Genomic DNA, 24,719 nt, shown 5'->3' with positions numbered 1-24,719 from the left:
GGGCCGTGCCCGTTCGCTCATGTCAGCCCATCCAGTTGAACGTGGCGGGGTCGGGACCGAGGCGCGTGCCGTTGTTCAGCGCGCCGATCGCCGCCATGTCCTCCGGGTCGAGGGTGAAGTCGAACACGTCGATGTTCTCCCTGATCCGCGAAGGGGTGACCGACTTGGGGATCACCACGTTGCCGAGCTGGACGTGCCAGCGCAGCACGACCTGCGCGGGCGACTTGCCGTGCTTGCGGCCCAGCGTGGCCAGCGCCGGATCGTCGAGCAGCCCCCTGCCCTGCCCGAGCGGGCTCCACGCCTCGGTCAGGATGCCGTTGGCCTCGTGGAAGGCGCGCAGCTCCGGCTGGGGGAAGCGGGGGTGCAGCTCGATCTGGTTGATCGAGGGGACGATCTCGGTCTCGTTCATGAGCCGCTCGAGGTGGGCGATCGTGAAGTTCGACACGCCGATCGCGCGCACCCTGCCGTCCTTGTAGAGCCGCTCCATCGACTTCCACGCCTGGACGTACTTGTCCTGCGCGGGGACGGGCCAGTGGATGAGGTAGAGGTCGAGCTGATCGAGACCCAGCCGGGACAGGCTCGCCTCGAAGGCCGCCTCGGCCCTGTCGTGGTCGTCGTTCCACAGCTTGGTGGTGATGAACAGCTTCTCGCGCGGAACGTCCGCGCGGGCGATCGCCCGGCCCACGCCCTCCTCGTTGAAGTAGAGCCTGGCGGTGTCGATGCTGGTGTAGCCGGCCTCGATGGCGAAGGACACGGCCCGCTCCGCCTCGTCGTCGGGAACCTGCCAGACGCCGAAGCCGAGTTGCGGTATCTGCACGCCGTCGGTGTTGAGCAGCAGCGAGTTCATGTTCATCTCTCCATTGTTAACGTCGCGTTGGCTGGCACTTCGAGTGGGCGTCCTACCGTGGCGCGTGTCGTGAACGAACAGGAATCCGTGGCCTGGGTGGAGTCGCCACTTCAGATGCTCTGCGCCGTCGAGGCCCACCACGCCGGGCTGCTGGGAGACCGGACGCTGGTGGTGCCGCGCGCCGGGCTGCGCCCGCTGGCCACCACCAGGCGGGAACTGCTGAGGCTCGACCTGCCGCGCGGGCTGGAGCTGGCCGAACCCAGCGAGCGCATGCCCCGCACGCTCAACGCCGTCGGCGACGCCTTCTCCGGCCGGGTCCAGCTGCGCTGGGTCATGATCCGCCCCGGCCGCGTCGTGATCGTCGACGACGGGCTCGCCACGATCCGGCTGCTGGAGCTGCTGTCGGCCCGCCCCGCCAGGCCACTGCTGCGGGCCCGCGCCGAGCCGAGCGCCTGGCGGACCACGCTCGGCCTGCTGGCGGCCGGACGGCTGCGCCGTACCGCCCGCAAGGGCGCGCTGTCGGTGTTCACGGCTCTTCCCGTGCCCGGCGAGCTGGCGGCGGCCGTCCGGCAGGCCGGCGTCGAGCTGACCGGCCACGACTTCGACTGGCTGCGCGCGCAGCCGATGAGCACGCCCGGCCCCTCCGAGCGGACGGTCGTGCTCGGCACCTCCCTGGTCAGGAACGGCCTGGTGCACCGCGAGCGCTACCTGCGCTGGCTGACGGAGCTGGCGGCCGAGGAGCCGCTGGCCTACTACCCGCACCGCCGCGAGGACCCCGTCGACCTGGCCCTCATCCGCGAGCGGCCCGGCATCACCGTCCACGCCCCCGGCGTTCCAGCCGAGCTGACCCTGCGCGGCCTGTCCGCCGAGCAGCGCGTGGTCAGCCTCCCCTCGACCGCCATCAGCTCGCTGCGGGTGCTGCTCACCCCGCGCGGCGTCGCGGTCGAGCCCGTGCACGTGCCCGACGACTGGTGGACCAGCCGCGCGGCGCCATCCCTCCGATCCCACCTGCAGATGTTCTCGGGAGTACCCAGTTGAAGGTCCTGGCTCTGGCCGATTCCGACTCGTACCTGAAGTGGGCGGCCAGTCTCCTGGACGACCTGCCCGCCGACTGCGTGACGGAGCTCGCGGTCGTGCGCACCCCGATCACCCCCTCACCGGAGCAGATCGCCGCCGCGGTCGCCGGGACGCGGTCCTCGGCCGTCCCCGTGCTGTCGGCGCGGGCGCTCAGGCGCGCGGCCGAACGGCTGCGGCCCGACGCGATCCTCGTGGCGTGCACGGGACCGGTCGTCGACGTGCTGGTCGCCGAGGTCCTCGACGGCCTGCGGCCGCGACCCGTCTTCGTCACGGGACTGCCCGGCATCTCGGTCCCCGCCACCGAGAAGGCATGGCTCTTCCGCAGTGGCTGCGACCTGTTCGTCGTGCACAGCGGCAGGGAGGTCGCCGAGTTCGGCGCGCTGGCCGCCCGGCTCGGCGGGGGCGGCGCGGTGGGGCTGGCCAGGCTGCCGTTCCTGCGTGACGTGCCCCCCGTCGAGGGCGGCAACCGGGTGGTGTTCGCCACCCAGGCCAAGGTGCCGCGGCGGCGCGAGGACCGCGAGACGATCCTGCGCGCGCTGGCCACGCTCGCCGCCGCCCGGCCTGACCTCGACGTCGTGGTCAAGCTGCGGGCGCTGGAGGACGAGCGGCAGACCCACAACGAGCGCTACCACTACCAGCGGCTGTGGCGGGAGCTCGGCCTCGACGGCGACGTCCGCTTCGCTGCCGGCCCGATGCACGAGCACCTCGCGCACGCCGCCGGGTTCGTCACCGTCAGCTCCACCGCGGCGCTGGAGGCGATCGCCCAGCGGGTGCCGCTGCTGGTGCTGTCGGACTTCGGGGTGAGCGCCGAGATGATCAACCTGGTGTTCGAGGGCAGCGACGTCCTCGGCACGCTCGACGAGGTCGCGGAGGGCGCCTTCCGCTCGCCGTCGCCCGCCTGGTGCGCGGAGAACTACTTCCACCCCGCCAACCGCAGCGACTGGGTGGCGCTGCTCACCGCGCTGGTCATCGGGCCGCGCACACCGGCCAGGTCGTTGCTGGACGGGCCGGAGCACGTGGCCGCGCGCCGCCGCGCCCGCCTGCGCGTGGAGGTGCCGCCTCAGGTGCTGCGCGCCGGCTACCGCGCCAAGCGCAGGGTCCGCAGGTACATCAAGTCGTTCACCTGAACGCCACGTGCCCCGAGGCAGGCGGCTCCCTCGGGGCACGGAACACCGGTGGCCCGGAGGGCCTGAGGCCTGGCAGGCGGCCTCATCCGAGCGTGCGGGACAGGCGGCGGCGGATGCGGCTCAGCGTGCCGGGCCGTTCTCCCTCCGGCAGCAGCCCCAGCGCCTTCAGCCGCTGCCTCTTGAAGTACCGGCCGGTGCCGTGCTCGGCGGCGAACGCCTCGGTGCCGGCGCGCAGCTCGGGATGGGCTTCGCTCTGCATGCAGTACCCCACCGCGCCCACCAGGCGCGAGATCTCCACCGGCGGCGCCGCGGCGAGCGTCCCGTCCGCGGCCAGCCGGGGCAGCAGCGCGTCGATGATCGTCACCGGGATCCTGTTGCTGTTCTCGTACGGCGACAGCCGCTCCAGCACCGTCGACGTCCCGTACGAGGCCGCATCGAGCCCGAAGAAGCGGGCGGCCGTGACCAGGCCGGTCGAGAAGCATCCGACGACCAGCGCGGGCCGCAGCGCCGCGAAGCACACCTCGGCCGGCACGCTCTCGCCCGCCACGACCAGCCGCACGCCCAGCTCGTCGGCGCCGGCCCGCAGCAGCTGCGTGTGCCGCCGGCCCGCGGCGGGATGCGGCTTGAACACCACGCTGTCGTGCCCGCGCGCGACGAGCCCGCGCAGCATCGCCATGTGCAGCTCGTGCTCCTCCTCGGGCGTGACGATGTCGAGCGACGACAGGTACTGACCCAGGATCATCGCCTCGCCGGCCATCATGTCGGGCGCGGTGCCCGCCACCTGACCGACCACCGAGAGGAACGCCTCCTGCGACAGGGTGGCGGCCGGCACGCCGTACTCCGACAGCAGCAGCGGCCGCAGCCCCGGGACCAGGTCCAGATGCAGGAGCCGGGTGACGCGCCGGAAGATCTCGGCCGGCAACGGGTCGCGGGTCGGGCCGTAGCTCATGAGCCCGTCGGAGTAGACGGTGATGGGGCAGTCGCGCACCAGCCCGGCGATCGTGCGCGCCGGCGGCACCGCGATCGACTCGAGCACCAGCTCCTCGACCGTGTCGAGGCCCAGCGACGCCCCGATCAGCCTGCTCATCATCGGCACCTCGATGACGCGAGCCTTCCAGTCGGACGGGTGCAGCGGCGCGATGAGCTCGTTCCACGAGCGCACCTCGTCGAAGCGGGAGCGCAGCGCGGCGAACCCCGGCATCTGGTCCAGCGGCGTGGACACCTCCGGGACGGCCGTGTTCGTGGAGACGATCAACAGCCGGCGCCCGCCCTCGCCGAAGTGGCCCGCGTCGATCGCCGCGGCCAGTGACATCGCCCCGAACAGGGTCGAGGCGTAGAAGACCCGCGTCACAGCTCCTCCCTCCGCACCCGCACGCCGGCGGGGATCTCAGGCAGCAGCGCGCGCAGCGTCTGCTCGCGCTCGACGGACATGCGCGGCACGGCGTCGGCGACCAGCTCGGCCGGCAGCGACCGCACCATCGCCACGCCCCGCGCCTCGAACCGCCGGCGCAGCTCGGGCGTGAACCTGTCGGCCAGCTCCAGGTGGTGGGCCAACAGCGCGCAGAAGTTGCGCACCGCCTTCGGCAGGAACTCCGGCTCCAGGTCCTCGAAGACCAGCTCGAAGGCGTCGAAGAAGTGCAGCTGCCGCTCGTCGCCGATCTGTGTCAGCGAGCCGGTCACTCCCCTGCGGTAGAACAGCCCGGCCAGCGACGCCACCGCGAACGAGGCGGCCTGCCGGTGCAGGCGCCAGATCCACGGCCGGTCCTCGGCCGTGTGCAGCGATCCAGGGAAGCGCAGCAGGTCGCCCAGCGTGCGCCGGTAGATCCCGGCCCAGGCGTAGGGATAGTCGACCATCGTCCTGACATCCGCCGGCAGGATCGCGTCGCGCGGGTCGAGCACCAGGCCCCGGCGCGCCTCCGGAGCCCGGTGCACCACCCGCTTGCGTCCCTCGGCCTGCACGTGGTCGACGCGGACGAAGTCGCAGCCGAGCCCGTCGATCGCGGCGACGAGGTCGGACAGGTAGCCGGGGGCGAGCCAGTCGTCGCCGTCCATGAACGTCACATAGGTGCCCGAGGCGAGCTTCAGCCCCGTGTTGCGCGCGTCGGCCAGCCCGACGGGCGCCGGGTTGCGCACCAGCGACAGGCCCGGCACCTCCGACTCGGCGACGATGGCGGCCGTGTCGTCCACCGAGCCGTCGTCCACGACGATGAACTCGAAGTCACGCCGGGTGTTGCGGGCCAGCGAGGCGAGCGCGTCGGGGATGAAGCGCTCGCCGTCGCGGACCGGTACGACGACGGAGAGGGTGATCACTCGCCGTCACACCGTGACCCTGCGGAGCCTGGCCTTCGGCGCCTCCTCGCCGGGGAAGACGCGCTTGACGCCGTCGCCCATGGCCTGCTCGATGATCCTGATGTCGCGCACCAGGTGCTCGAGGCCGGCCGGCTCCAGCGAGGCGGCGTGGTCGGAGCCCCACATCGTGCGGTCCAGCGTGATGTGGCGCTCGACGGTGACCGCGCCCAGCGTGACCGCGGCCAGCGAGATCTGCAGGCCGCGCTCGTGCCCCGAGTAGCCGACCGGCACGCCGTACCGCTCCTTGAGCGTGGTGATCGTGCGCAGGTTGGCCTCCTCGGGAGGCAACGGGTAGGTGGACGTGGCGTGCATCATGATCAGTTTGTCGGTGCCGAGGATGTCGACCGCCTGGTCGATCTCCTGCAGCGTGGACATGCCGGTCGACAGGATCAGCGGCTTGCCGGTCGCGGCCAGGGCGCGCAGCAGCTCGTGGTCGGCGACGCTGGCCGAGGCGATCTTGTGGACCAGGACGTCCATCTCTTCGAGGAACTCCACCGACGGCACGTCCCACGGCGAGGCGAACCAGTGCAGGCCACGCTCGTCGCAGTACTTGGCGATCTGGGTGTACTCCTCGCGGCCGAACTCGGTGCGCTCCTTGTACTCCAGGTAGGTCATCTCGCCCCACGGCGTCTGCCTCATCTGGGAGCGCTGCTCGACCGGCACGCAGATCTCGGGCGTGCGCTTCTGGAACTTCACCGCCTGGCAGCCGGCGTCGGCCGCCACGTCGATGAGCCGGCGGGCGATGTCGATGTCGCCGTTGTGGTTGATGCCGATCTCGCCGATCATGTAGACCGGCTCGCCGTCGCCGACCAGCAGGTCGCCGATGGCCACCGGCTTCGGCTGGCCGATCCGCAGCGAGGCCCTGCTGAGGGGCACGGGGGCCGGCGCCGGATCCTGGACGGCGGGCCGGGCGGCGAGCACGCGCTCGCACAGCTCCCTGACCGCGCCGTCGCCGCCGGACCTGGTCAGCACGACCCGCGCGGCGGCCTTGACGCTCGGGTGCGCGTCGGGCACCGTGACCGGCCAGCCGACCAGCGACATCGGGCCCAGGTCGTTGACGTCGTTGCCCACGTAGGCGACGCGCGCGGGGTCGAGGCCCTCGATCGTCAGCCAGTCGCGCAGCACGGTCCGCTTCTCGGCCAGGCCCTGCAGGACCGGCACACCCAGCTTGCGGGCGCGGGCGGCCACGACCGGGTTCTGCTCGGTGGACATCACCAGCAGCTTCACCCCCGAACGGCGCAGCAGCGAGATGCCCATGCCGTCGGAGCGGCTCACCAGGACCATCTCGCGGCCCTCGGAGTCGACGTAGGCGCGGTCGTCGGTGTGCACGCCGTCGAAGTCGGTGATGACCGCGTCGACGTCGATCGGCCCGGGCAGGTCGACGAGGGGCGCGAGCGCCCTGGCCGTCTCCAGGTCCTCGGGCTCGTCGATCTCGATGGCGTGGCGGGTGGGCACCGGCTGCACGGTGACCTCGCCGAAGAAGCGGTGGCCGTGCTCGCGCAGGCCCGCCGTCCGCATGACGTAGAAGGCGCCGGTCTCGCGGAACTCCGCGGGCCGGTCCTGGCGCATCTGCCGGGTGGAGCGGTCGTGGTTGATGCCCGCGCCGTCCGGCGTCCACAGGAAGGCGTGGCTCGGCGCGCCCGACAGGACCGCGTCGGCCTCGCCGTCCAGCACCCTGCGCACCGCCTGCGACAGGTCGGCGGGGTCGATGAAGGCGCTGGTGCACTGCACGAGCACGACGACCTCGGGGTCGCCGCCGAGCGCGTCGAGCGCGTGGAGGACCGCCGACTCGCTCGAGGCGGTGCCGCCGCTCAGCTCGGCGGGTCGCTCGACGACCGTGGCCCCCGCCTCGCAGGCCGCTGCCGCGATCCCCTCATGGTCGGTGCTGACCACCACCTGGTCGACCAGCTCTGCGCCCAGCGCGGCCTTGACGGCGCGCGTCACCAGCGGGACGCCGCCCACCTGGGCGAGGTTCTTCAGGGGAATGCCCGCCGAACCTCCGCGGGCGGGAATGACGGCGAGGACTCGCAACGTGGCTCCTTGGATTGCTTGAGGTGCCAAGGAAGCTAGCCAGGCCATCCGACCGCGCCGGGGATCGCAGCTGAACTCCCTGTTAACGTTGCGTGCGGATCCGGTAGAGGAGTTCGGGCCTGCCCACCCCGCCGTACTGCGGCACCCTGTCGGCCGCCCCGGTCTCCACCAGGTGTTCCAGATACCGCCGCGCGGTCACCCGTGACACGCCGATCGCGGCGCCCACCGCCTGCGCGGTCCTGGCCGCCTTGCGCAGCTCGGCGGCCACCGCGTCGAGCGTGTCCTGCGTCATCCCCTTGGGCAGGGCCGAGGCGCCGCCGCGCAGGGTCGCCAGGGCCCGGTCGACGTCACCTTGTCCCGTCACCTCGCCCTCGCTGGCCCTGAACGCGGCGTAGCGCGTCAGCTTCTCCCTGAGGGTGGCGAAGGTGAACGGCTTGAGCAGGTACTGCGCGACGCCCAGCGACACCGCGTTGCGCACCACCTGCAGGTCGCGGGCCGAGGTCACCGCGATCACGTCGCACGACAGGCCCGCGGCCCTGACCGCCCGGCACACCTCCAGCCCGTGCATGTCGGGCAGGTAGAGGTCGAGCAGGATCAGGTCGACGGGCGTGGACCCGAGGAAGCGCAGCGCGTCCCGTCCCGACCTGGCCACGCCCGCCACGGTGAAGCCGGGCACCCGCTCCACGTAGACGCGGTTGGCCTCGGCGGTGATCTCCTCGTCCTCGACGACCAGCACCGTGATCGTCATCGCGGCACCCGCACCGTGAACACCGAACCGGCCACCTCGATGGTGCCGCCGAGCTGCCGCACCGCCTGGCCGACCAGGGCCAGGCCCAGGCCGCGGCCGTCGCCCTTGGACGTCCAGCCCTTGCTGAAGGCCGCTGTGTCGGCCAGGCCGGGGCCGTCGTCGGCCACCCTGATGACGAAGCTCTCCGCGTCGGCGTGCAGGTGCACCTCCACCCTGCCCGCCGCGTCGATCGCGTTGTCGATGAGGTTGCCCACGATCGTCACCACCTGCCGGGGGTCGAGGCCCAGGTCGTCCAGTTCGCTGTCGGGGGTGATGACCAGCTCGGCGCCGCGCTCGGCGGCTTCGGCCGACTTGCCGAGCAGGAGGGCGGCCAGCACGGGCTCGCGCACCGCGCCGACCACCCTGTCGGTCAGCTCCTGGGCGGCCTTCAGCTCGGCGGTGCCGAACGCGACGGCCTGCTCGGTCCTGCCCAGCTCCACCAGGGTGACGACGGTGTGCAGCCGGTTGGCCGACTCGTGCGCGGCGGCCCTGAGGGAGTCGGCGAAGCCGCGCTCGGCGTCGAGCTGGCCGGCCAGGGACTGCAGCTCGGTGTGGTCGCGGAGGGTCACGACGGTGCCGAGCCTGCTGGGGGCGACGTTGACGACGAGCACCCGCTCGCCGACCAGGTGCACCCGGTCCTCCATGGGGTCCGGGACGCCCGCCTCGGGTGCGGGTCGCGGCTCCTCGGGGTGGGGGAGCGCGGGCGGGCAGGCCGCCCCCGTCCCCTGGAGAGGGGCGGAGCCCGCGGGAACGGGGTGGGGGGCGCGGGGGAGGGGGGCGACGATGTCGGCGATCCCCAGGTCGGCGACGTGGCGGCCCTCGGCGTCGGGCGGCAGGTCCAGCAGCGTGCGGGCGCCGTCGTTGCACAGCGTCAGCGTGCCGTCCCTGGCCACCAGCAGTAGCCCCTCCCGCACCGCGTGCAGGATCGCGTCGTGGTGCTCGTGGATGCGGCCCAGCTCGACCGGGCCGAGCCCGTGCGTCTGGCGGCGCAGCCGGTCACCCACCAGCCACGTGCCGCCCGCGCCCACACCCAGCCCCAGCGCGCCGACCAGGCCGGCCCACGAGAGCTGCTCGCGCAGCCGCGCGTCGATCCGCTCGACCGTGATCCCCGCGCTGACCAGCGCCTTGACCGCGCCGGCCGCGTCCCGCACCGGCACGACCGCGCGCACCGAAGGGCCGAGCGTGCCGGTGTAGGTCTCGGTGAACGTCTCGCCGCGCAGCGCGCGGTCGATGTGGCCGAGGAACAGCCCGCCGATCTGGGCGGGGTTCGGGTGGGTGTACCGCCTGCCGCTCGTGTCCATGATCGTGACGAAGTCGACGCCGGTGGCGGTCCGCACGCGTTCGGCGTATGGCTGCAGCCGTACGGAAGGGGAGGCGTCCCGCAGCGCCGACAGCACGTCGGGTGACGTGGCCACGCTCACGGCGACGGCCCGCGCCCTGCCCTCGGCCTCCTCGTCGAGCAGCTCGCGGGTCTGGACCAGCGCCAGCGCCGCCGCCCCCGTCAGGGTCACCACCACCACCGCCAGCTGGAGGACCAGCATCTGCCTGGCCAGACTCCAGTTCTTCACAGACGCCTCCTCTCGTCGGTGAACGAAACTTACGTAATAGTGACCTGTGTCACTCCTGGGCGCATATTCGCACAACCAGCAGCCAAGCGTTCAAGGAGTGTCCCCATGCGTGACCGCACACGGTACCTGTACCTTGCGGTGATCCTCGCCGTGGTGGCCGGAGTCGTCGTCGGGTTCGTCGCACCCGAGGTCGGCAAGGAGCTCAAGCCACTCGGCACCGCCTTCGTCGCGCTGATCAAGATGATGATCAGCCCCATCATCTTCTGCACGATCGTGCTCGGTGTCGGCTCGGTCAGCAGGGCGGCCAAGGTCGGCAGGGTGGGCGGGCTCGCGCTCGGCTACTTCCTGCTCATGTCGACGGTCGCGCTCGCCATCGGCCTGGTCGTGGGCAACCTGCTCGACCCTGGTGCCGGGTTGCAGCTGACCGACGCCGCCAAGCAGGCCGCGGAGGCGGAGGCGGCCAAGGGCGGCGAGTCGAGCACCGTCGACTTCCTGCTCGGCGTCATCCCCACCACACTGGTGTCGGCCTTCACCGAGGGCCAGGTGCTCCAGACGCTGCTCGTCGCCCTCCTGGTCGGCTTCGCCCTGCAGGCCATGGGGAGCAGGGGCGCGCCGATCCTCCAGGGCATCGAGCACATCCAGCGGCTCGTCTTCCGCGTTCTCGCCATGATCATGTGGGCGGCGCCGGTGGGCGCCTTCGGCGCGATCGCCGCGGTCGTCGGCTCCACCGGCATCAAGGCGCTGCAGTCGCTGGCGGTCATCATGGTCGGCTTCTACGCCACCTGCCTGCTGTTCGTCGCCCTCGTGCTGGGCCCGCTGCTGTGGGTGGTGGCCCGGGTCAACCTGTGGTCGCTGCTTCGCTACCTGGGCAGGGAGTTCCTGCTCATCCTGTCGACGTCGTCGTCGGAGTCGGCGCTGCCCAGGCTCATCGCCAAGATGGAGCACCTCGGCGTCTCCCGTCCGGTGGTGGGCATCACGGTGCCCACCGGCTACTCCTTCAACCTGGACGGCACCGCCATCTACCTGACCATGGCCACGCTCTTCGTCGCCTCGGCCACCGGGTCGCCGCTGATGCTCGGCGAGCAGGTCTCGCTGCTGCTCTTCATGATCATCGCGTCCAAGGGCGCGGCGGGGGTCACCGGCGCGGGACTGGCCACGCTCGCCGGCGGCCTGCAGTCCCACCGGCCCGACCTGGTGGACGGCGTCGGCCTCATCGTGGGCATCGACCGCTTCATGTCGGAGGCCAGGGCGCTGACCAACTTCGCCGGCAACGCGGTCGCGACGGTGCTGGTCGGCACGTGGACGGGCGAGTTCGACAGGGAGCGGGCCGCCGAGGTCCTGGCCGGTCGCGCCCCCTTCGACGAGGCGACGCTGCTCGACGAGCACGAGCCGGAGCAGCCGCCCGCCGCCGAGCGGGAGATGACGGCGGTCTGACCTCATGCCGTGCCCCTCACGCCAGGGGCAGTCTCAGCACGAAGAGCGCGCCGCGGGGACTGTCGTCCACCTTGATGTCCCCGCGGTGCGCGATCGCCACGTCCCGCACGATCGCCAGGCCGAGTCCGGTGCCCCCGGCGTCCCTGCTGCGGGCGGCGTCCAGCCGGGTGAAGCGCTCGAAGACGCGCTCCCGTTCCTCGGGCGAGATCCCCGCCCCGTCGTCCTGGACGGCCAGCACGGCGAACCCGTCCTCCTTGCGCACCGACACCGCCACCGAGCTGTCGGCGTGGCGCTGGGCGTTGTCCAGCAGGTTGGTCAGCGCGCGGCGCAACTGCATCAGCACGCCCTCGACCACGACGTCCTCGGTCGTCTCCAGCCGGACGGGGATCTTGTCCAGGCGGCAGGCCAGCTCCTCCCGCACCAGTTCCGACAGGTCGATCCGCTCCTTGACCACGTCCACCCGCGACCCGATCCTGGCCAGCAGCAGGAGGTCCGACATGATCGCTTCGAGCCGGTCGGTGTCGTGCAGGGCGCTGTCCACCAGCGCGTCCATGTCGGTGTCCTCGGGGTAGAGCTGGGCGCTCTCCAGCTGCGCCCGCAGCCCCGCGATCGGGGTGCGCAGCTCGTGGGAGGCGTCGGAGGCGAACTGCCGTTGCTGCTCGGCCGAGCGTTCGAGCCGGTCGAGGGTGCTGTTGATCGACCTGGCCAGCTGCGCCACCTCGTGCTCGCCGGACGGCACGCTCACGCGCCTGCTGAGGTCGGTGGCGTTGACCATGTCCAGCTCGGTGAGCATCGTGGTCACCGGGCGCAGCGTGCGGCCGGTCACCATCCACGTCACCCATCCCACGAGCGCGACGACCAGGGCCACCTGGGCGGCGATGGCGATCTCGAGGGTGCGGGTGGCCAGCAGGCCGGGCGTCGGCCGTGCCGCGTAGACCACCACGGAGTCGGGGGCCGTCGACAGCCTGACCGCGGTCATGTGCAGGCAGCTGCTCGCGCCGCAGGTGGTGAGGTTGACGACGCGCCTGTCGGGCGAGGGCAGGAGGTTGGTGAGCGGGGGCATGCCCGCGGCGGCGCTGCTCGAGGCCACCACCCGGCCGCCGCTGGTGACGACCTGCAGCAGGTTCACCTCGTCGATCGTGACGGGGATCGTGCCCGTGACCAGATGCCCTTCGCGTAGCGAGGCGGCGACGGCGGCGGCGGCGTCCCTGGTGTTCTTCCACGCGCCGGCGTTCACCAGCGATCGTGTCACCAGCACACCGCCGGCTCCGGCTGGAATCAGCACGAAGGTCGCGACGGCCACGGCGATGAGCGTGATCCGTCCGCGGAGGGAGCTCGCCCACATGCGTGACACGCCACGAGGTTACTGAGCCACAACTTTCACAAAAGCCCTAAAGAGGGAAAAATTAGGTCATCCTTCCGCGTGGCTGGCCATACCTTGCGGGGCCCGTGATGCGGCTGGTGTCAGGACCGCGGCGCGTGGGCCGCCAGCGCGTAGCCGGCCGGAGCCGTGCCCCGCCCCGTGACGAGGGCCGTGAGGTAGTGGCCGACCAGCGGGACGAACTTGAAGCCCTGCCCGCAGAACCCCGTCGCCACGCTGATGGGGCCCTTCCTGTCGATCACGAAGGTGTCGCGCGGGGTGTTGTCGTACAGGCAGCTGATCGGCGTCGAGCCGGCGGGGTCGAGGCCGGGCAGCCAGGTGCTGACGTACTCGAGCAGCTCCCGGTCGGCCCGCGCCTCGGGCGTGAAGTCGCGCAGGTCCGGGTCGACCACGGGACCCGTCCCGTGCAGCCCGACCTTGACGCCGGACCCCTGCTCGAACACCCCGTACGCGCCGGCGGTCGTGAACCGGTCGTCGCCCTCCCGCCAGTGCACGAAGCTCGGCCAGCCGTGCGCCGGGCCCCGCGGCACGAAGAACCTGGGCTGTTCCTGGGTCGCCACGATGGCCGGCAGGCCGAGGTGGCCGCCCAGCAGCCGGGGCGCCCACGCCCCCGCGGTCACCACGACCTGGCGGGCACGCAGCGCCCCGTCGGGCGTGTCCACCTCCACCAGCCCGCCGTCCGGGCCGTCGCCGTGGGTCAGGACGCGCAGCGCCGTCGCCGGGCATCCGGGCCTGAACTCGGCGCCCCGCCGGCCGGCCAGCCGCTGGAGCACGGCGACGGCGCGGTCGGCCAGCAGCCTGCCCGACCCAGGCTGGTACAGCACGGGGGTCTCGAAACGCATGCCCGGCCAGCGCTCGGCGGCCTCGCGGGGGTCGAGGACCTCGTGCGCGACGCCGTGGCGGGTGAACAGGGAGCGGAACCTCTCGACCGCCCGCTCGCCGACGCCGTGGTCGAGGCCGCCGGTGAGCTCCAGCAGCCGCTCGCCCGACTCCTCCTCGAGCTCGGCCCACATCCGGCCCGCCCGCCGCACCTCGAGCAGGTAGTGCTCGTCGTCGACGGCCGCCCTGAACAGCCTCGTCCCGCCGTGCGAGCCGCCCCGGTCATGGCCGAGCCCGTACTTCTCGAGTGTCACGACCTCGCGACCGGCGGCGGCCAGGGACCGGCTCGCCGCCGACCCCATGGCGCCCGCGCCGATCACGACGACGTCATGCGTCCGCATGGTCCGGCCCCCTTCGCTCGCGTACCCGCCCGACGGGCAGTATCGCGCAGCGGGCGGAGGGGGGCGCTCGCGGGGCGCGCCGCTCAGTTCTCGCCGGTGGCCACCCAGACGGCGGTGTCGGCGGGCACCGACCCGTCGGCGGTCAGCGGCCCGCTCGACAGCAGCACCCGGCCGGTGACCTGGACGGGCTCGTCGCCGAAGTTGACCAGCACCAGCAGGCCGGGCTCGCGCCGGAACGCCAGCACGTCCTCGGCCGAGTCGAGCCAGGTCAGCTCGCCGCCGCCGAGCGCCGGATGCTCCTTGCGCAGCCGCAGCGCGGCCCGGTAGAAGGCCAGCGTCGAGTCAGGGTCGCCCTCCTGCGCCGCATGGCTGAGCGGACCCCACGTCGAGGGGATCGGCAGCCACGGGTCGCGCCAGCCGAAGCCGTCGGCGGCGGTCCACGGCAGCGGCACCCGGCAGCCGTCGCGGCTCTCGCCGGTGCGCAGGAAGGCGGGATCCTGCTTGAGCTCGTCGGGCAGGTCGAGCACCTCGGGCAGGCCGAGCTCCTCGCCGTTGTAGAGGTAGGCCGAGCCGGGCAGCGACAGCATGAGCTGGGTGGCGGCGCGGGCGCGGGCCAGGCCGCCGTGCCTGGTGACGTGGCGCGGCTTGTCGTGGTTGGACAGCACCCACGTCGTCGGCGCGCCCACCAGCTCGGCCTCCGCCAGCGCCTTGTCGATGACCTCGCGGAAGGACTTGGCCCCGTAGGCGGCCATCATGAACTCGAAGTTGAACGCCTGGTGCAGCTCGTCGGGCCCGACGTACCGGGCCAGCCGGGCAGGGGAGGACACCCACGCCTCGGCGACCGCCATCCGGCCGCCGGGGTAGGAGTCGAGGATGGGCCGCCACTCCCGGTAGATCTCGTGCACGCCGTCCTGGTCGAAGTACGGCACGCTCTCGTCGCCGAGCATCTCGGCCTGGCGCCCCTCCTTGGGCCCCACGGACGGCAGCCCGGGCGCCTTGACCATGCCGTGCGCCACGTCGATCCGGAACCCGTCGACGCCGCGGTCGAGCCAGAAGCGCAGGATCGAGCGGAACTCCTCGCGGACGGCGGGGTGCTCCCAGTTCAGGTCGGGCTGGGTGGGGTCGAACAGGTGCAGGTACCACTGGCCGTCCTCGACCTGCGTCCAGGCCGGGCCGCCGAAGATCGACTCCCAGTCGTTGGGCTCGTCGCGGAAGATGTAGCGCTCGCGCAGCCCGGCCTTGAACCACGGGTGCTCGGAGGAGGTGTGGTTGGGCACGATGTCGACGATCACCCTGAGGCCCAGCGCGTGGGCGTCGGCGATCATCGCGTCGAAGTCGGCGAGCGTGCCGAAGCGGGGGTCGACGTCGCGGTAGTCGGCCACGTCGTAGCCGCCGTCGTTGAGCGGGGAGGTGTAGAAGGGGCTCAGCCAGACGGCGTCCACGCCCAGGTCCGCCAGGTAGCCCAGACGCTCGCGAAGCCCGATCAGATCGCCGGTCCCGTCTCCGTTGCCGTCGGCGAAGCTGCGGGGGTACACCTGGTACACGACGGCGTCGCGCCACCAGTCGTCGTTGCCGTGCATGAAGCCGTCCTTCCCCGATGTCCACGATGTCGGCAAGAAGGATCCCGTGTGAAGATGGTCAAGCGCAAGTTTCGGAAAGTTGCAGTCATGTCGATCGTCCGCACGGTTGTTCAAAGACGCTTCATGGCAGGTAGCGGTGAGGTAACTCTCCTCCGCAAGTTCTTCCAATTCTTGCAAAGACTCGCTAACGTCCCCGAAACATAAGCCGCAAAGGCGGCTGTTTCAGGATCTTTCAGCGGCGCTCCCCCACATGCGCCGCTTGACCTCAGGAGGGTCCCATGCGCATCCGGGCACTGGGTGTGGCCGCCCTGACGACCGTGGCGTTCGGCGCCACGGCATGCGGTGGTTCGGAGCCGGCGCCGTCAGCGGCGCCGAGCTCGGCCGCGCCGTCCGCCACGGCGTCGGCTTCCGCCGACAAGGGCAGCGGCAAGCTCGTGATCTGGGCCGACCCCAACCGCACCAAGGCGCTCAAGCCCTTCGCCGACCAGTTCGGCACCGAGAACGGTGTCACGGTGGAGGTGAAGGAGATCAGCAAGGACAACCAGCAGACCTTCCTCACCGCCTCCCAGCAGGGCAGCGGCCCCGACGTGATGATCGGCGCGCACGACTGGATCGGCAACCTCGTGCAGAACGGCGCCATCGACCCGGTCAACCTGACCGAGGAGCAGAAGGCGAGCTTCTCGCCGATCGCGCTCAAGGCCGTCACCTTCAACGGCCAGGTGTACGGCGCGCCGTACGCCGTGGAGAACGTCGCGCTCATCCGCAACACCAAGCTCGCCCCCGACGCCCCCGCCACCTTCGACGACGTGCTCGCCAAGGGCAAGGAACTCAAGAAGGCCGGCAAGGTCGACGAGGTGCTCTGCCTGCCCGTCACCGCCAAGGGCGACGCCTACCACGTCTACCCGCTCTTCTCCTCCGCCGGCGGCGCCATCTTCGGCACCACCTCCAGCGGCGACCCCGACCCCAAGCAGGTACTGGTCGGCTCCAAGGACTCGCAGGCCGCCTTCAAGAAGCTGGCCGAGCTCGGCGAGAAGGGCGACGCGGCGCTGAAGACCTCGCTCACCAACGAGAACAGCATCCCGACCTTCGCCGGCGGCAAGTGCGCCTTCCTCGTCTCCGGTCCGTGGGCGATGGCCGACGTGAAGAAGAGCGGCCTGTCCTACGACATCAGCCCCGTCCCCGGCTTCAAGGACGGCAAGCCCGCCACGCCGTTCGTGGGCGTGCAGAGCTTCTTCGTCGCCGCCAAGGGCGCCAGCAAGACCCTCGCCCAGGAGTTCGTCACCAACTACGTGACCAACGCCGACGTCGCCAAGGCCCTCTACGACGCCGACCCGCGCCCGCCGGCCCTGACCTCCGCCCTGGAGGCCGTCAAGGCGAGCGACCCCGACGCAGGCAAGTTCCTGGAGGCGGGCGCCGGCGGCATCCCCATGCCCGCCATCCCCGAGATGTCGGCCATCTGGGAGCCGTTCGGCATCGCCGAGGCCGCCGCCGTCAAGGGCAGCGACCCGGTGAAGGCCGCCGAGTCGGCGCAGAAGACCATCGACGGCTCGCTGAAGAACTAGCCGATGTCCCTGGACGTGCGTGAGGCCGCGGAGGTCAGGTCCACTCCGCGGCCCCGTCGCGAACTGACCACCGCGTACGTGGTGAGCAGGATCGCCGTGCTGGCCGTGGCCGCCGCGATCCTGCTCTACGCCGTGCCGCCGCTGGTCGCCGCCGAGTCATGGGTCTCGCTGACCGTGCTCGGCCTGGCCAGCGCGATCATCGGATACCTCTACCTGACCCGGCGCTTCGTGCCCGCGAAGTATCTCGTCCCCGGCACCGTCTTCCTCATCGCCTTCCAGGTGTTCCCGGTCCTCTACACCGTGAGCACCGCCTTCACCAACTTCGGTGACGGCCACCGCGGTGACAAGGCCGCCGCGATCACCGCGATCGAGACCGGGTCGGTACGGCAGGCGCCGGGCTCGCCCGAGTACGGCCTGAGCGCCGCCCTCAAGGGGGACACGCTGGTGTTCCTGCTGGTCGACCCCAAGACCAAGCAGGTCCAGGAGGGCACGGCCGCGGGGCTCGCCCCCGTCCAGGGCGCCCGGCTGGGCGTGACCGGCAAGGTCATCGAGGCGCCCGGCTACACCGTGCTCAAGGCGCCGGAGGCGGCCGCCCGCGCCGGCCAGATCGCCGGGCTGGCGGTCCCCACGCGGGGCGGCCTGATCAAGGCCAACGGCCTGAGCCGCGCGGTGGAGGGCAGGGCGGCCCTCGCCTACGACGCCGGCTGCGACTGCGTGCGCGGCGAAGGCGACACCTGGACGGCCGACGAGTCGCAGGGCTACTTCGTCAACGCCAAGGGCGAGCACCTCGCGCAGGGCTGGCAGGTCAACGTGGGCCTGGCCAACTTCGCCCGCGTCGTCACCGACCCCACGCTCTCGGCCCACTTCCTCGGCATGTTCACCTGGAACGTCGCCTTCGCGCTGCTGTCGGTGCTGGGCACGTTCGCGCTCGGCATGTCCGTGGCGCTGGCCCTGCACCACCCGAAGATGCGCGGCACCAGGATCTACCGGATCGCCCTGATCCTCCCCTACGCCATGCCCGCGTTCGCGATGCTGCTGGTCTGGCGCGACATGTTCAACCGCGACTTCGGCCTGATCAACAACCTGTTCGGGCTCGACGTCGACTGGCTGGGCGGGGCGGTGTCGGCCAAGGCCGCCGTGCTCCTGGTCAACCTGTGGCTGGGCTTCCCCTACATGTTCCTGGTCACCACCGGCGCGCTGCAGGCGATCCCGCGGGAGCTGAACGAGGCGGCCTCGATCGACGGCGCGCCGCCGTCCTACGCCTTCCGCAAGGTCACGCTGCCGCTGCTGCTGGTGTCGCTCAGCCCGCTGCTGATCTCCTCGTTCGCCTTCAACTTCAACAACTACAACGCGATCGCGCTGACCACCGACGGCGGGCCGTTCCCCGCCGACAGCCCGACGGTCGGCGCCACCGACCTGCTGATCAGCTACACGGTCAGGCTCGCCTTCGGCCAGGGGGCGGCGCAGTTCGGCCTGGCGGCCACCATGTCGGTGTTCATCTTCGCGATCGTGGCGACCATCTCGGCGATCACGTTCAGGCGGACCCGCAAGCTGGAGGACGTCTACGCATGAAGCTGCTGCTGCGGCACGCCTACGTGCTGCTGGTGTGCGCGTTCGCGCTGTTCCCGATCCTGTTCGTGGTCTCGGCGGCGATCAACCCGCTGGGCACGCTGGCCTCCTCCGACCTGCTGCCCACGGGCGCGAGCCTCGACAACTTCGCCAAGTTGTTCAGCTCGGACGTCTACCCGTTCGGCCGTTGGTTCTTCAACTCGGTGTTCATCGCGCTGGCCTCCTCGTCGGCGAGCCTGCTGCTGTCGATGTTCGCCGCCTACGCCTTCAGCCGCATGCGCTTCGCCGGCCGCCGGGTCGGCCTGCTGTCGCTGCTGCTGATCCAGATGTTCCCGCAGTTCCTGGCCATCGTGACGATCTTCATGATCTTCACCAGGGTCACCGAGCTCTACCCCGCCTTCGGCTTCAACACCACGTGGGGCATCCTGCTGCTCTACCTGGGCGGCGCGCTCGGCGTGAACACCTGGCTGATGAAGGGTTTCCTCGACACCATCCCGAAGGAGCTCGACGAGTCGGCCACCGTCGACGGCGCCACCCACGCGCAGATCTTCTGGAAGATCATCCTGCCGCTGGTCACGCCGATCCTCGCGGTCACCGCGCTGCTGGCCTTCATCGGCACGATGAGCGAGTTCCTCATGGCCAACATTTTCCTTCGCGACCCGGAGAGCAAGACGCTCGCCGTGGGCATGTACGGCATGATCGCCGGCGACGGCCGCAACGCCAACTTCGGCATGTTCGCCGCGGCCACGCTGCTCACCGCGATCCCCACGGTCAGCGTGTTCCTCTGGCTGCAGAAGTTCATCGTTTCCGGTCTGACCGCGGGCGCGGTCAAGGGCTGAGGAAGGCAGACGGCACGTGCACCACCTCGACCAGCCGCACCACGACGGCTCGTCCCTCTACATCTCCACCCCCGCTCCCGCGCTGGGGGAGGAGGTGACCGTGTGGCTGCGCGTCCCGCCCGCCTTCGCGCTGGACGCGGTCCATGTGCGCGCCGTCCACGACGGCGAGCCGCGCTACATGCCGGCCGCGCAGGACCCGTCGAGGCGGGGCGCGGGCGGGTACGGCGCCGCCGACACCTGGTGGAAGGCGACGGTCACGGCGGTCAACCCGGTCGTGCCGTACCGCTTCCTGCTGCTGACGCCGGGCGGGCAGCAATGGCTGACCGCCCGGGGCCTGGTCGGGCACGACGTGACCGACGCCACCGACTTCCGGCTCGTCGCCCACGAGCCGCCGCCGGACTGGATGGCCGACGCGATCGTCTACCAGATCTTCCCCGACCGGTTCGCCCGCTCGGGCGCCGGCGGCGAGCCGCCCGCGTGGGCGCTGCCGGCCGAGTGGGACACCGACGAGGTCATCGGCGAGGGGCCGGGCACGCCCGAGCAGTTCTACGGCGGCGACCTCGACGGCATCGTCGAGCACCTCGACCACATCCAGGAGCTCGGCGCCGACACCGTCTACCTGACGCCGATCTTCCCCGGCCGGTCCAACCACCGCTACGACGCCGCCCGGTTCGACGCCGTCGACCCGCTGCTGGGCGGTGACGAGGCGCTGGAGCGGCTGTCGGCGGCGGTGCACGCACGCGGGATGCGGCTGCTCGGTGACATCACCACCAACCACACCGGCGACTCGCACGAGTGGTTCACCGCCGCCGTCTCCGACGTCCACGCGCCGGAGCGGGAGATGTACTACTTCGACGACGACACCGGCGACTACGAGTCGTGGTGGGGCGTGAAGACGCTGCCCAAGCTCAACTGGGGCAGCCCGCTGGTCCGCACCAGGATGGCGGAGGCCATCACCAGGTGGCTCGGCCGGCTGGACGGCTGGCGCGTCGACGTGGCCAACATGACCGGCAGGCGCGGCGGCGACGACCACAACCACGAGGTGGCCAGGCTGCTCAGGCCGCGGGGCGCCGCCTTCATCGCCGAGCACAACCACGACGCCTCCGCCGACCTCGACGCCGGCGGCTGGCACGGCACCATGAACTACGGCGGCTTCACCCGGCCCGTGTGGGCGTGGCTGCGCGGCGAGTCGCTCGAGCTCGCCCACTTCCTCGGCGTGCCGGGCGGCGTGCCCTCCCGCGACGGCGCCGCCACGGTCGCCACCTTCAAGGAGTTCGCCGCGCACATGTCGTGGCGCTCGCTGGTCCACTCCTGGCAGCTGCTCGACTCCCACGACTCGCCGCGCATCCGCACCGTCACCGGCTCGCGCGAGCGGCACCTGGTCGCGCTCGGCCTGCAGGCCACGCTGCCCGGCACGCCGATGGTGTTCGCCGGCAGCGAGTTCGGGCTGACCGGCGACAACGGCGAGTACTCCCGCACCCCGATGCCGTGGAACCGGCCCGAGGACCGCGACGAGGAGACCCACGCCGCCTACCGGCGGCTGCTGGGCCTGCGCAGGGCCGAGCCGGCGCTGCGCAGGGGCGGCCTGCGCTGGGTGCACGCCTCGGCCGACTGCCTGGTGTTCCTGCGGGAGAGCGCGAGCGAGTCGCTGCTGGTGTGCGCGCGCAGGGCGCCGGGAGAGCCGCTGGCGCTGCCCCTGGACGGCACGCTGACCGGCGTCCACGACGCCGACGATCTTGACTCGCCGGTCCTACCGGGAGAAGGGCCGTCGTTCAAGGTTTGGCGTCTCGCCGCACGCGGCTGATCACGCTACGGTATGCACCTGACGATTCGTTCTTCAACTAGATGAGTGGTGCGCCGATGAAGTCGCTGGTCGTGGCCGTTCTGCTGTTGCCCGCCGGACATCTGGAGAGCAACGTGGCGGGGACGACGTACTACGTCGACTCCAAAGCGGGCGACGACGCGGCGGCCGGCACCAGCGCCGCCACGGCGTGGAAGAGCCTGGCGACGGTCAACGCCGCCACGCTGCGGCCCGGCGACACGGTCAACCTCAAGCGTGGCAGCAGCTGGAGCGAGACGCTGACCCTCGCCGCCAAGGGCAGCGCCGCCAGGCCGATCGTGGTCCAGCCGTACGGCACGGGCGCCGCGCCCAAGCTGAGCGGCCAGGACCAGCCCTGCGTCGTGATCACCGGCAACCACTGGCGCGTCTCGGGCATCAGGGCGAGCAACTGCCAGTGGTCGGGCTTCGAGATCAGCGGTGACGGCAACGAGCTGACCGGCGTGACGGCCGACGGCAACATCGCCGGCGTCCACGTCGGCACCGACGGCAGCCGCAACACCATCAGGAACAGCACGCTGACCGGCAACAACCGGATGAGCGTCAACGACGACGGCGGTGACAACGACTCCGGCGCCTTCGGCGTCCTGCTCAACGGCGACGACAACCTCGTCACCGGCAACACGATCACCGGCAGCTTCGCCACCAGCAAGGACTACGGTTTCGACGGCGCGGCCGTCGAGATCTTCAACGGCGACCGCAACAGGATCACGCACAACCGCTCCCACGACAACGTCACCTTCACCGAACTGGGCGCGCAGAAGGGCAAGACGGCGACCGGCAACGTCTTCGCCTTCAACGTCGTGACCTCCGGCCGCAAGCTCGCCTCGTTCCTCGTCACCCGCGGGCCCCGGCACGTCGTCGGGCCGGTGAAGGGGACACTCGCCGTGCACAACTCGGTGTACCTGCCCGCCGCCAAGACCATCGGCTGGTCCTGCCACGACGGGTGCGCTCCCGACATCCTCAAGCTGCGCAACAACGTGATCGCGGTCGGCGGCGAGATGGGCTGGGAGGACGGCAAGGGCGCCGACGAGGCCGGCAGCGTCTACATGGGCCGCAAGAAGCGCTTCACGCTCGGTCCCGGATCGGTGATCGCCGACCCGCGCTTCGTCTCCAGGACCGACCTGCGCCTGCGGCCCGGCTCGCCGGCGCTGGGGCGCGGCGCCGTGCTGAGCCCCGTGTGGTTCGGCGGCTCGGCCGCCACCAAGGACTTCACGGGCAAGCCCCTCGGCGCCGCGCGCGACGCCGGGGCCTACCAGCGCTGAGCGAGAGCGGCCTCGACCACGGCGCCGGTGACCGGGGCCCCGACGAGCTGAGCCCCGGCACGGCGGCGCCTTACGGGATCCGCTCCAGCACGGTCGCGTTGGCCAGGCCGCCCGCCTCGCACATCGTCTGCAGCGCGTAGCGGGCACCCCGCTGCCGCATGGCGTTGACCAGGGTGGTCATGATGCGGACGCCGCTGGCGCCGAGCGGATGGCCGAGCGCGACGGCGCCGCCGTTGACGTTGACCTTCGCCGGGTCGGCCCCGGTCTCCCGCAGCCAGGCCAGCACCACGCTGGCGAAGGCCTCGTTGACCTCGAACAGGTCGATGTCGGCCAGGCTCAGCCCCGCCTTCCGCAGTACCTTCTCCGTGGCGGGGATGACGCCCGTCAGCATGAGCAGCGGGTCGGAGCCCGTCACGGCGAAGGAGTGCAGCCTGGCCAGCGGGCGCAGGCCGAGCCTGGCCGCCGTGTCGGCGCCGGCGATCAGCACGGCCGCGGCGCCGTCGTTGGTGGGGCTCGCGTTGCCCGCCGTGACCGACCAGTCGATCTGCGGGAAGCGCTCGGCGTAGCCGGGGTCGGCGAAGGCGGGCTTCAACCCCGCGAGCACCTCCATCGTCGTGCCGGGCCGTACGGACTCGTCCCTGTCGAGCCCGGCGATCGGGGCGAGCTCGGCGGAGAAGTCGGCGGCGGCCGCCTTGTGGTGCGAGCCCATCGCGAAGGCGTCCATCTCCTCGCGGCTCAGGCTCCACTTGGCGGCGATCAGCTCCGCGCTGACTCCCTGCGGGACCAGGCCCTCGGGGAAGCGGGCGGCGACGCCGGGACCGAAGGGGTCGGCGCCGGGCGGCACGTTCGACCACATGGGCACCCTGCTCATCGACTCGACCCCGCAGGCCACGACCAGGTCGTAGGCGCCCGACATGACGCCCTGGGCCGCGAAGTGCACCGCCTGCTGCGAGGAGCCGCACTGCCGGTCCACGGTCACGGCCGGCACCTCGTCGGGGAAGCCCGCCGACAGCCACGCGTAACGGGTGGTGTTCATCGCCTGCTCGCCGACCTGGTCGACGCAGCCGCCGATCACGTCGTCCACGAGCGCGGGGTCCACGCCGCTGCGCTCGATCAGCGCGCGCAGGGTGTGCGCGAGCAGTTCCACCGGGTGGACCTGGGCCAGCGCGCCGCTGGGCTTGCCCTTGCCGATGGGGGTTCGTACGGCCTGCACGATCACGGCGTCGCGCATCGCGCCTCCTGGTTCGTTGGAAAACTGGACTGTCTTCACGCTACAACGTCCGGTTTTCCAACGCGCTACGGGTGGGGGGTAGGGGTCATCGACAAATGCCCTATCGGGCATCATTCTGGACATAGCCCGGAAACGCGCGCGAAATCTCCCTGCGGCACTGTTTGGAGCCTTCGGAAGGGGGAGATGCGATGTTGCTGAGACTCAGGGTCTCGTTGCCGGACCGCCCCGGCGGTCTGGGTCAGGTCGCCCGGGTGCTGGGTGTGCTCGGGGCCGACATCTTGCAGGTCACCGTGCTCGAACGCGAGGCGGGCAGGGCCGTGGACGACTTCGTCATCTCGTGGCCGGGCGCCACCACTCCCGCCTCGGTCCGCGACAGGCTGTCGGCGGTCCCGGGCGTCAAGGTCGAAGGCGTCTGGCCCACCCGTGAGGTCCCAGGCTCCGCGCCCGACTACGATCTCCTCCTGCACGTCGCCGCCGACCCCGCACGCGGCCTCGCCACACTGGTCGACGCGCTGCCCTCGCTGTGCGGGGGAGAGTGGGCGCTCGCTCTGGGCGAGGGCGTCGTACGGCACGCCAGCCCCGCCGCCCCACCCACCTTCCAACTGCTCGAGCTGCCGCCCAGGGCGCTGTCCCACGAGGCCGGCGAACACCGCCTGATGGTGCTCCCCGTGACCAGCCCGGCCGTGCACGTCATCGTCGCCCGCGCCGAGGGCCCGCCCTTCCACCGGGCCGAGCTGGAGCGCGCGGCCCGCATCGTCGAGATCGTCTCCCGCATGGCCACCCGCTTCGAGCCGGTCGCCGACTGACCGTCAGCCGCCCGCGCGGGTCCCAGGGCAGCGACCACCACCCGCGCGGGCCCCATCGACCGTCCCGTCTCGCGCGGGCCCCATCGACCGTCCCTCTCGCGTGGCCCGTCTCAGCGTGGCCCGTCTCAGCGTGGCCCGTCTCAGCGTGGCCCGTCTCAGCGTGGCCCGTCTCAGCGTGGCCCGTCTCAGCGTGGCCCGTCTCAGCGTGG

The 24,719-nt window shown here is 71.7% G+C and carries 20 protein-coding genes; 9 read left to right on the top strand and 11 right to left on the bottom strand.

Annotated elements, in window-relative coordinates; all coding sequences use genetic code 11:
- Window positions 1-22: 22 nt before the first annotated feature.
- On the bottom strand, window positions 23-847 hold the full coding sequence (locus tag ABZX22_RS40040) for an aldo/keto reductase (protein ID WP_354920766.1): 825 nt from the start codon (window positions 845-847) through the stop codon (window positions 23-25).
- A 69-nt stretch (window positions 848-916) separates the two neighbouring features.
- Here ABZX22_RS40040 and ABZX22_RS40035 point away from each other — a divergent pair, with 69 nt between their 5' ends.
- Both ABZX22_RS40035 and ABZX22_RS40030 read left to right on the top strand, forming a co-directional pair.
- Window positions 917-1,885: a hypothetical protein gene (locus ABZX22_RS40035; RefSeq protein ID WP_354920695.1), complete on the top strand. Its 969-nt coding sequence runs from the start codon at window positions 917-919 to the stop codon at window positions 1,883-1,885.
- The gene (locus ABZX22_RS40030) at window positions 1,882-3,051 is read left to right on the top strand and encodes a DUF6716 putative glycosyltransferase (protein WP_354920692.1); all 1,170 of its coding nucleotides are present in this window, start codon (window positions 1,882-1,884) and stop codon (window positions 3,049-3,051) included. The genes ABZX22_RS40035 and ABZX22_RS40030 overlap by 4 nt, the downstream gene beginning before the upstream one ends.
- A gap of 82 nt (window positions 3,052-3,133) precedes the next feature.
- On the opposite strand, the gene ABZX22_RS40025 is transcribed toward ABZX22_RS40030, so the two are convergent.
- From ABZX22_RS40025 to ABZX22_RS40005, 5 genes are all read right to left on the bottom strand, one after another.
- Window positions 3,134-4,402, bottom strand: coding sequence for an alpha-2,8-polysialyltransferase family protein (locus ABZX22_RS40025; protein ID WP_354920689.1), 1,269 nt, complete (start codon window positions 4,400-4,402; stop codon window positions 3,134-3,136).
- Window positions 4,399-5,361: a glycosyltransferase family 2 protein gene (locus ABZX22_RS40020; RefSeq protein WP_354920686.1), complete on the bottom strand. Its 963-nt coding sequence runs from the start codon at window positions 5,359-5,361 to the stop codon at window positions 4,399-4,401. Before ABZX22_RS40020 ends, ABZX22_RS40025 begins: the two co-directional genes overlap by 4 nt.
- 6 nt (window positions 5,362-5,367) lie before the next feature.
- Window positions 5,368-7,431 (bottom strand): N-acetylneuraminate synthase family protein, encoded by a 2,064-nt coding sequence (locus ABZX22_RS40015; protein ID WP_354920683.1) that lies wholly within the window; start codon window positions 7,429-7,431, stop codon window positions 5,368-5,370.
- Between the two features lie 82 nt (window positions 7,432-7,513).
- Complete coding sequence (locus ABZX22_RS40010) at window positions 7,514-8,179, bottom strand: response regulator (RefSeq protein WP_354920680.1); 666 nt, start codon at window positions 8,177-8,179, stop codon at window positions 7,514-7,516.
- Entirely contained in the window at window positions 8,176-9,786 is a 1,611-nt protein-coding gene (locus tag ABZX22_RS40005; protein ID WP_354920677.1) for a sensor histidine kinase, read from the bottom strand. The genes ABZX22_RS40010 and ABZX22_RS40005 overlap by 4 nt, the downstream gene beginning before the upstream one ends.
- Before the next feature lie 105 nt (window positions 9,787-9,891).
- Between ABZX22_RS40005 and ABZX22_RS40000 the strand changes: the two genes are divergently transcribed.
- Window positions 9,892-11,220 (top strand): cation:dicarboxylase symporter family transporter, encoded by a 1,329-nt coding sequence (locus ABZX22_RS40000; RefSeq protein ID WP_354920674.1) that lies wholly within the window; start codon window positions 9,892-9,894, stop codon window positions 11,218-11,220.
- 16 nt (window positions 11,221-11,236) lie between these two features.
- On the opposite strand, the gene ABZX22_RS39995 is transcribed toward ABZX22_RS40000, so the two are convergent.
- From ABZX22_RS39995 to ABZX22_RS39985, 3 genes are all read right to left on the bottom strand, one after another.
- Window positions 11,237-12,565 carry a HAMP domain-containing sensor histidine kinase gene (locus ABZX22_RS39995; RefSeq protein ID WP_354920763.1) on the bottom strand — a complete coding sequence of 443 codons (1,329 nt, stop codon included), beginning with the start codon at window positions 12,563-12,565 and terminating at the stop codon, window positions 11,237-11,239.
- Window positions 12,566-12,684: 119 nt separating this feature from the next.
- A complete protein-coding gene (locus tag ABZX22_RS39990; RefSeq protein WP_354920671.1) occupies window positions 12,685-13,821 on the bottom strand; it encodes an FAD-dependent oxidoreductase in 1,137 nt (378 codons plus the stop codon).
- Between the two features lie 83 nt (window positions 13,822-13,904).
- The gene (locus ABZX22_RS39985; protein WP_354920668.1) at window positions 13,905-15,401 is read right to left on the bottom strand and encodes a glycoside hydrolase family 13 protein; all 1,497 of its coding nucleotides are present in this window, start codon (window positions 15,399-15,401) and stop codon (window positions 13,905-13,907) included.
- Window positions 15,402-15,679: 278 nt separating this feature from the next.
- Here ABZX22_RS39985 and ABZX22_RS39980 point away from each other — a divergent pair, with 278 nt between their 5' ends.
- Genes ABZX22_RS39980 through ABZX22_RS39960 form a run of 5 tightly spaced genes read left to right on the top strand, consistent with a single transcriptional unit; the run spans window position 15,680 to window position 22,473 of the window.
- A complete protein-coding gene (locus ABZX22_RS39980; protein WP_354920665.1) occupies window positions 15,680-16,963 on the top strand; it encodes a maltose ABC transporter substrate-binding protein in 1,284 nt (427 codons plus the stop codon).
- Window positions 16,964-16,966: 3 nt separating this feature from the next.
- A complete protein-coding gene (locus ABZX22_RS39975; protein WP_354920663.1) occupies window positions 16,967-18,535 on the top strand; it encodes an ABC transporter permease subunit in 1,569 nt (522 codons plus the stop codon).
- Window positions 18,532-19,371 carry a sugar ABC transporter permease gene (locus tag ABZX22_RS39970; protein WP_354920660.1) on the top strand — a complete coding sequence of 280 codons (840 nt, stop codon included), beginning with the start codon at window positions 18,532-18,534 and terminating at the stop codon, window positions 19,369-19,371. Before ABZX22_RS39975 ends, ABZX22_RS39970 begins: the two co-directional genes overlap by 4 nt.
- A 16-nt stretch (window positions 19,372-19,387) precedes the next feature.
- Window positions 19,388-21,175, top strand: a complete 1,788-nt coding sequence (locus tag ABZX22_RS39965) for a glycoside hydrolase family 13 protein (RefSeq protein WP_354920657.1) — start codon at window positions 19,388-19,390, stop codon at window positions 21,173-21,175.
- Window positions 21,176-21,231: 56 nt separating this feature from the next.
- The gene (locus tag ABZX22_RS39960) at window positions 21,232-22,473 is read left to right on the top strand and encodes a hypothetical protein (RefSeq protein WP_354920654.1); all 1,242 of its coding nucleotides are present in this window, start codon (window positions 21,232-21,234) and stop codon (window positions 22,471-22,473) included.
- A gap of 70 nt (window positions 22,474-22,543) precedes the next feature.
- On the opposite strand, the gene ABZX22_RS39955 is transcribed toward ABZX22_RS39960, so the two are convergent.
- On the bottom strand, window positions 22,544-23,704 hold the full coding sequence (locus ABZX22_RS39955; protein ID WP_354920651.1) for a thiolase family protein: 1,161 nt from the start codon (window positions 23,702-23,704) through the stop codon (window positions 22,544-22,546).
- Between the two features lie 188 nt (window positions 23,705-23,892).
- On the opposite strand from ABZX22_RS39955, the gene ABZX22_RS39950 reads away from it, so the two are divergent.
- Window positions 23,893-24,510 carry an amino acid-binding protein gene (locus ABZX22_RS39950; protein ID WP_354920648.1) on the top strand — a complete coding sequence of 206 codons (618 nt, stop codon included), beginning with the start codon at window positions 23,893-23,895 and terminating at the stop codon, window positions 24,508-24,510.
- 3 nt (window positions 24,511-24,513) lie between these two features.
- Here ABZX22_RS39950 and ABZX22_RS39945 read toward each other — a convergent pair whose 3' ends face one another.
- Window positions 24,514-24,714, bottom strand: a complete 201-nt coding sequence (locus ABZX22_RS39945; protein WP_354920760.1) for a pentapeptide repeat-containing protein — start codon at window positions 24,712-24,714, stop codon at window positions 24,514-24,516.
- Window positions 24,715-24,719: the final 5 nt, after the last annotated feature.

It is taken from the genome of Nonomuraea sp. NPDC003804 (genome assembly GCF_040610675.1).
Taxonomy (GTDB): Bacteria; Actinomycetota; Actinomycetes; order Streptosporangiales; family Streptosporangiaceae; genus Nonomuraea.
Note: the sequence above shows the minus strand (reverse complement) of the source record. Positions and strands in the feature narration are given on the sequence as shown.

Coding starts and splice junctions, on each gene's coding strand:
- ABZX22_RS39975 (WP_354920663.1), top strand. CDS start 16,967: ATGTCCCTGGACGTGCGTGAGGCCGCGGAGGTCAGGTCCACTCCGCGG.
- ABZX22_RS40000 (WP_354920674.1), top strand. CDS start 9,892: ATGCGTGACCGCACACGGTACCTGTACCTTGCGGTGATCCTCGCCGTG.
- ABZX22_RS40040 (WP_354920766.1), bottom strand. CDS start 847: ATGAACTCGCTGCTGCTCAACACCGACGGCGTGCAGATACCGCAACTC.
- ABZX22_RS39995 (WP_354920763.1), bottom strand. CDS start 12,565: ATGTGGGCGAGCTCCCTCCGCGGACGGATCACGCTCATCGCCGTGGCC.
- ABZX22_RS39990 (WP_354920671.1), bottom strand. CDS start 13,821: ATGCGGACGCATGACGTCGTCGTGATCGGCGCGGGCGCCATGGGGTCG.
- ABZX22_RS39985 (WP_354920668.1), bottom strand. CDS start 15,401: ATGCACGGCAACGACGACTGGTGGCGCGACGCCGTCGTGTACCAGGTG.
- ABZX22_RS39950 (WP_354920648.1), top strand. CDS start 23,893: ATGTTGCTGAGACTCAGGGTCTCGTTGCCGGACCGCCCCGGCGGTCTG.
- ABZX22_RS39970 (WP_354920660.1), top strand. CDS start 18,532: ATGAAGCTGCTGCTGCGGCACGCCTACGTGCTGCTGGTGTGCGCGTTC.
- ABZX22_RS39955 (WP_354920651.1), bottom strand. CDS start 23,704: ATGCGCGACGCCGTGATCGTGCAGGCCGTACGAACCCCCATCGGCAAG.
- ABZX22_RS40010 (WP_354920680.1), bottom strand. CDS start 8,179: ATGACGATCACGGTGCTGGTCGTCGAGGACGAGGAGATCACCGCCGAG.
- ABZX22_RS39960 (WP_354920654.1), top strand. CDS start 21,232: ATGAAGTCGCTGGTCGTGGCCGTTCTGCTGTTGCCCGCCGGACATCTG.
- ABZX22_RS39980 (WP_354920665.1), top strand. CDS start 15,680: ATGCGCATCCGGGCACTGGGTGTGGCCGCCCTGACGACCGTGGCGTTC.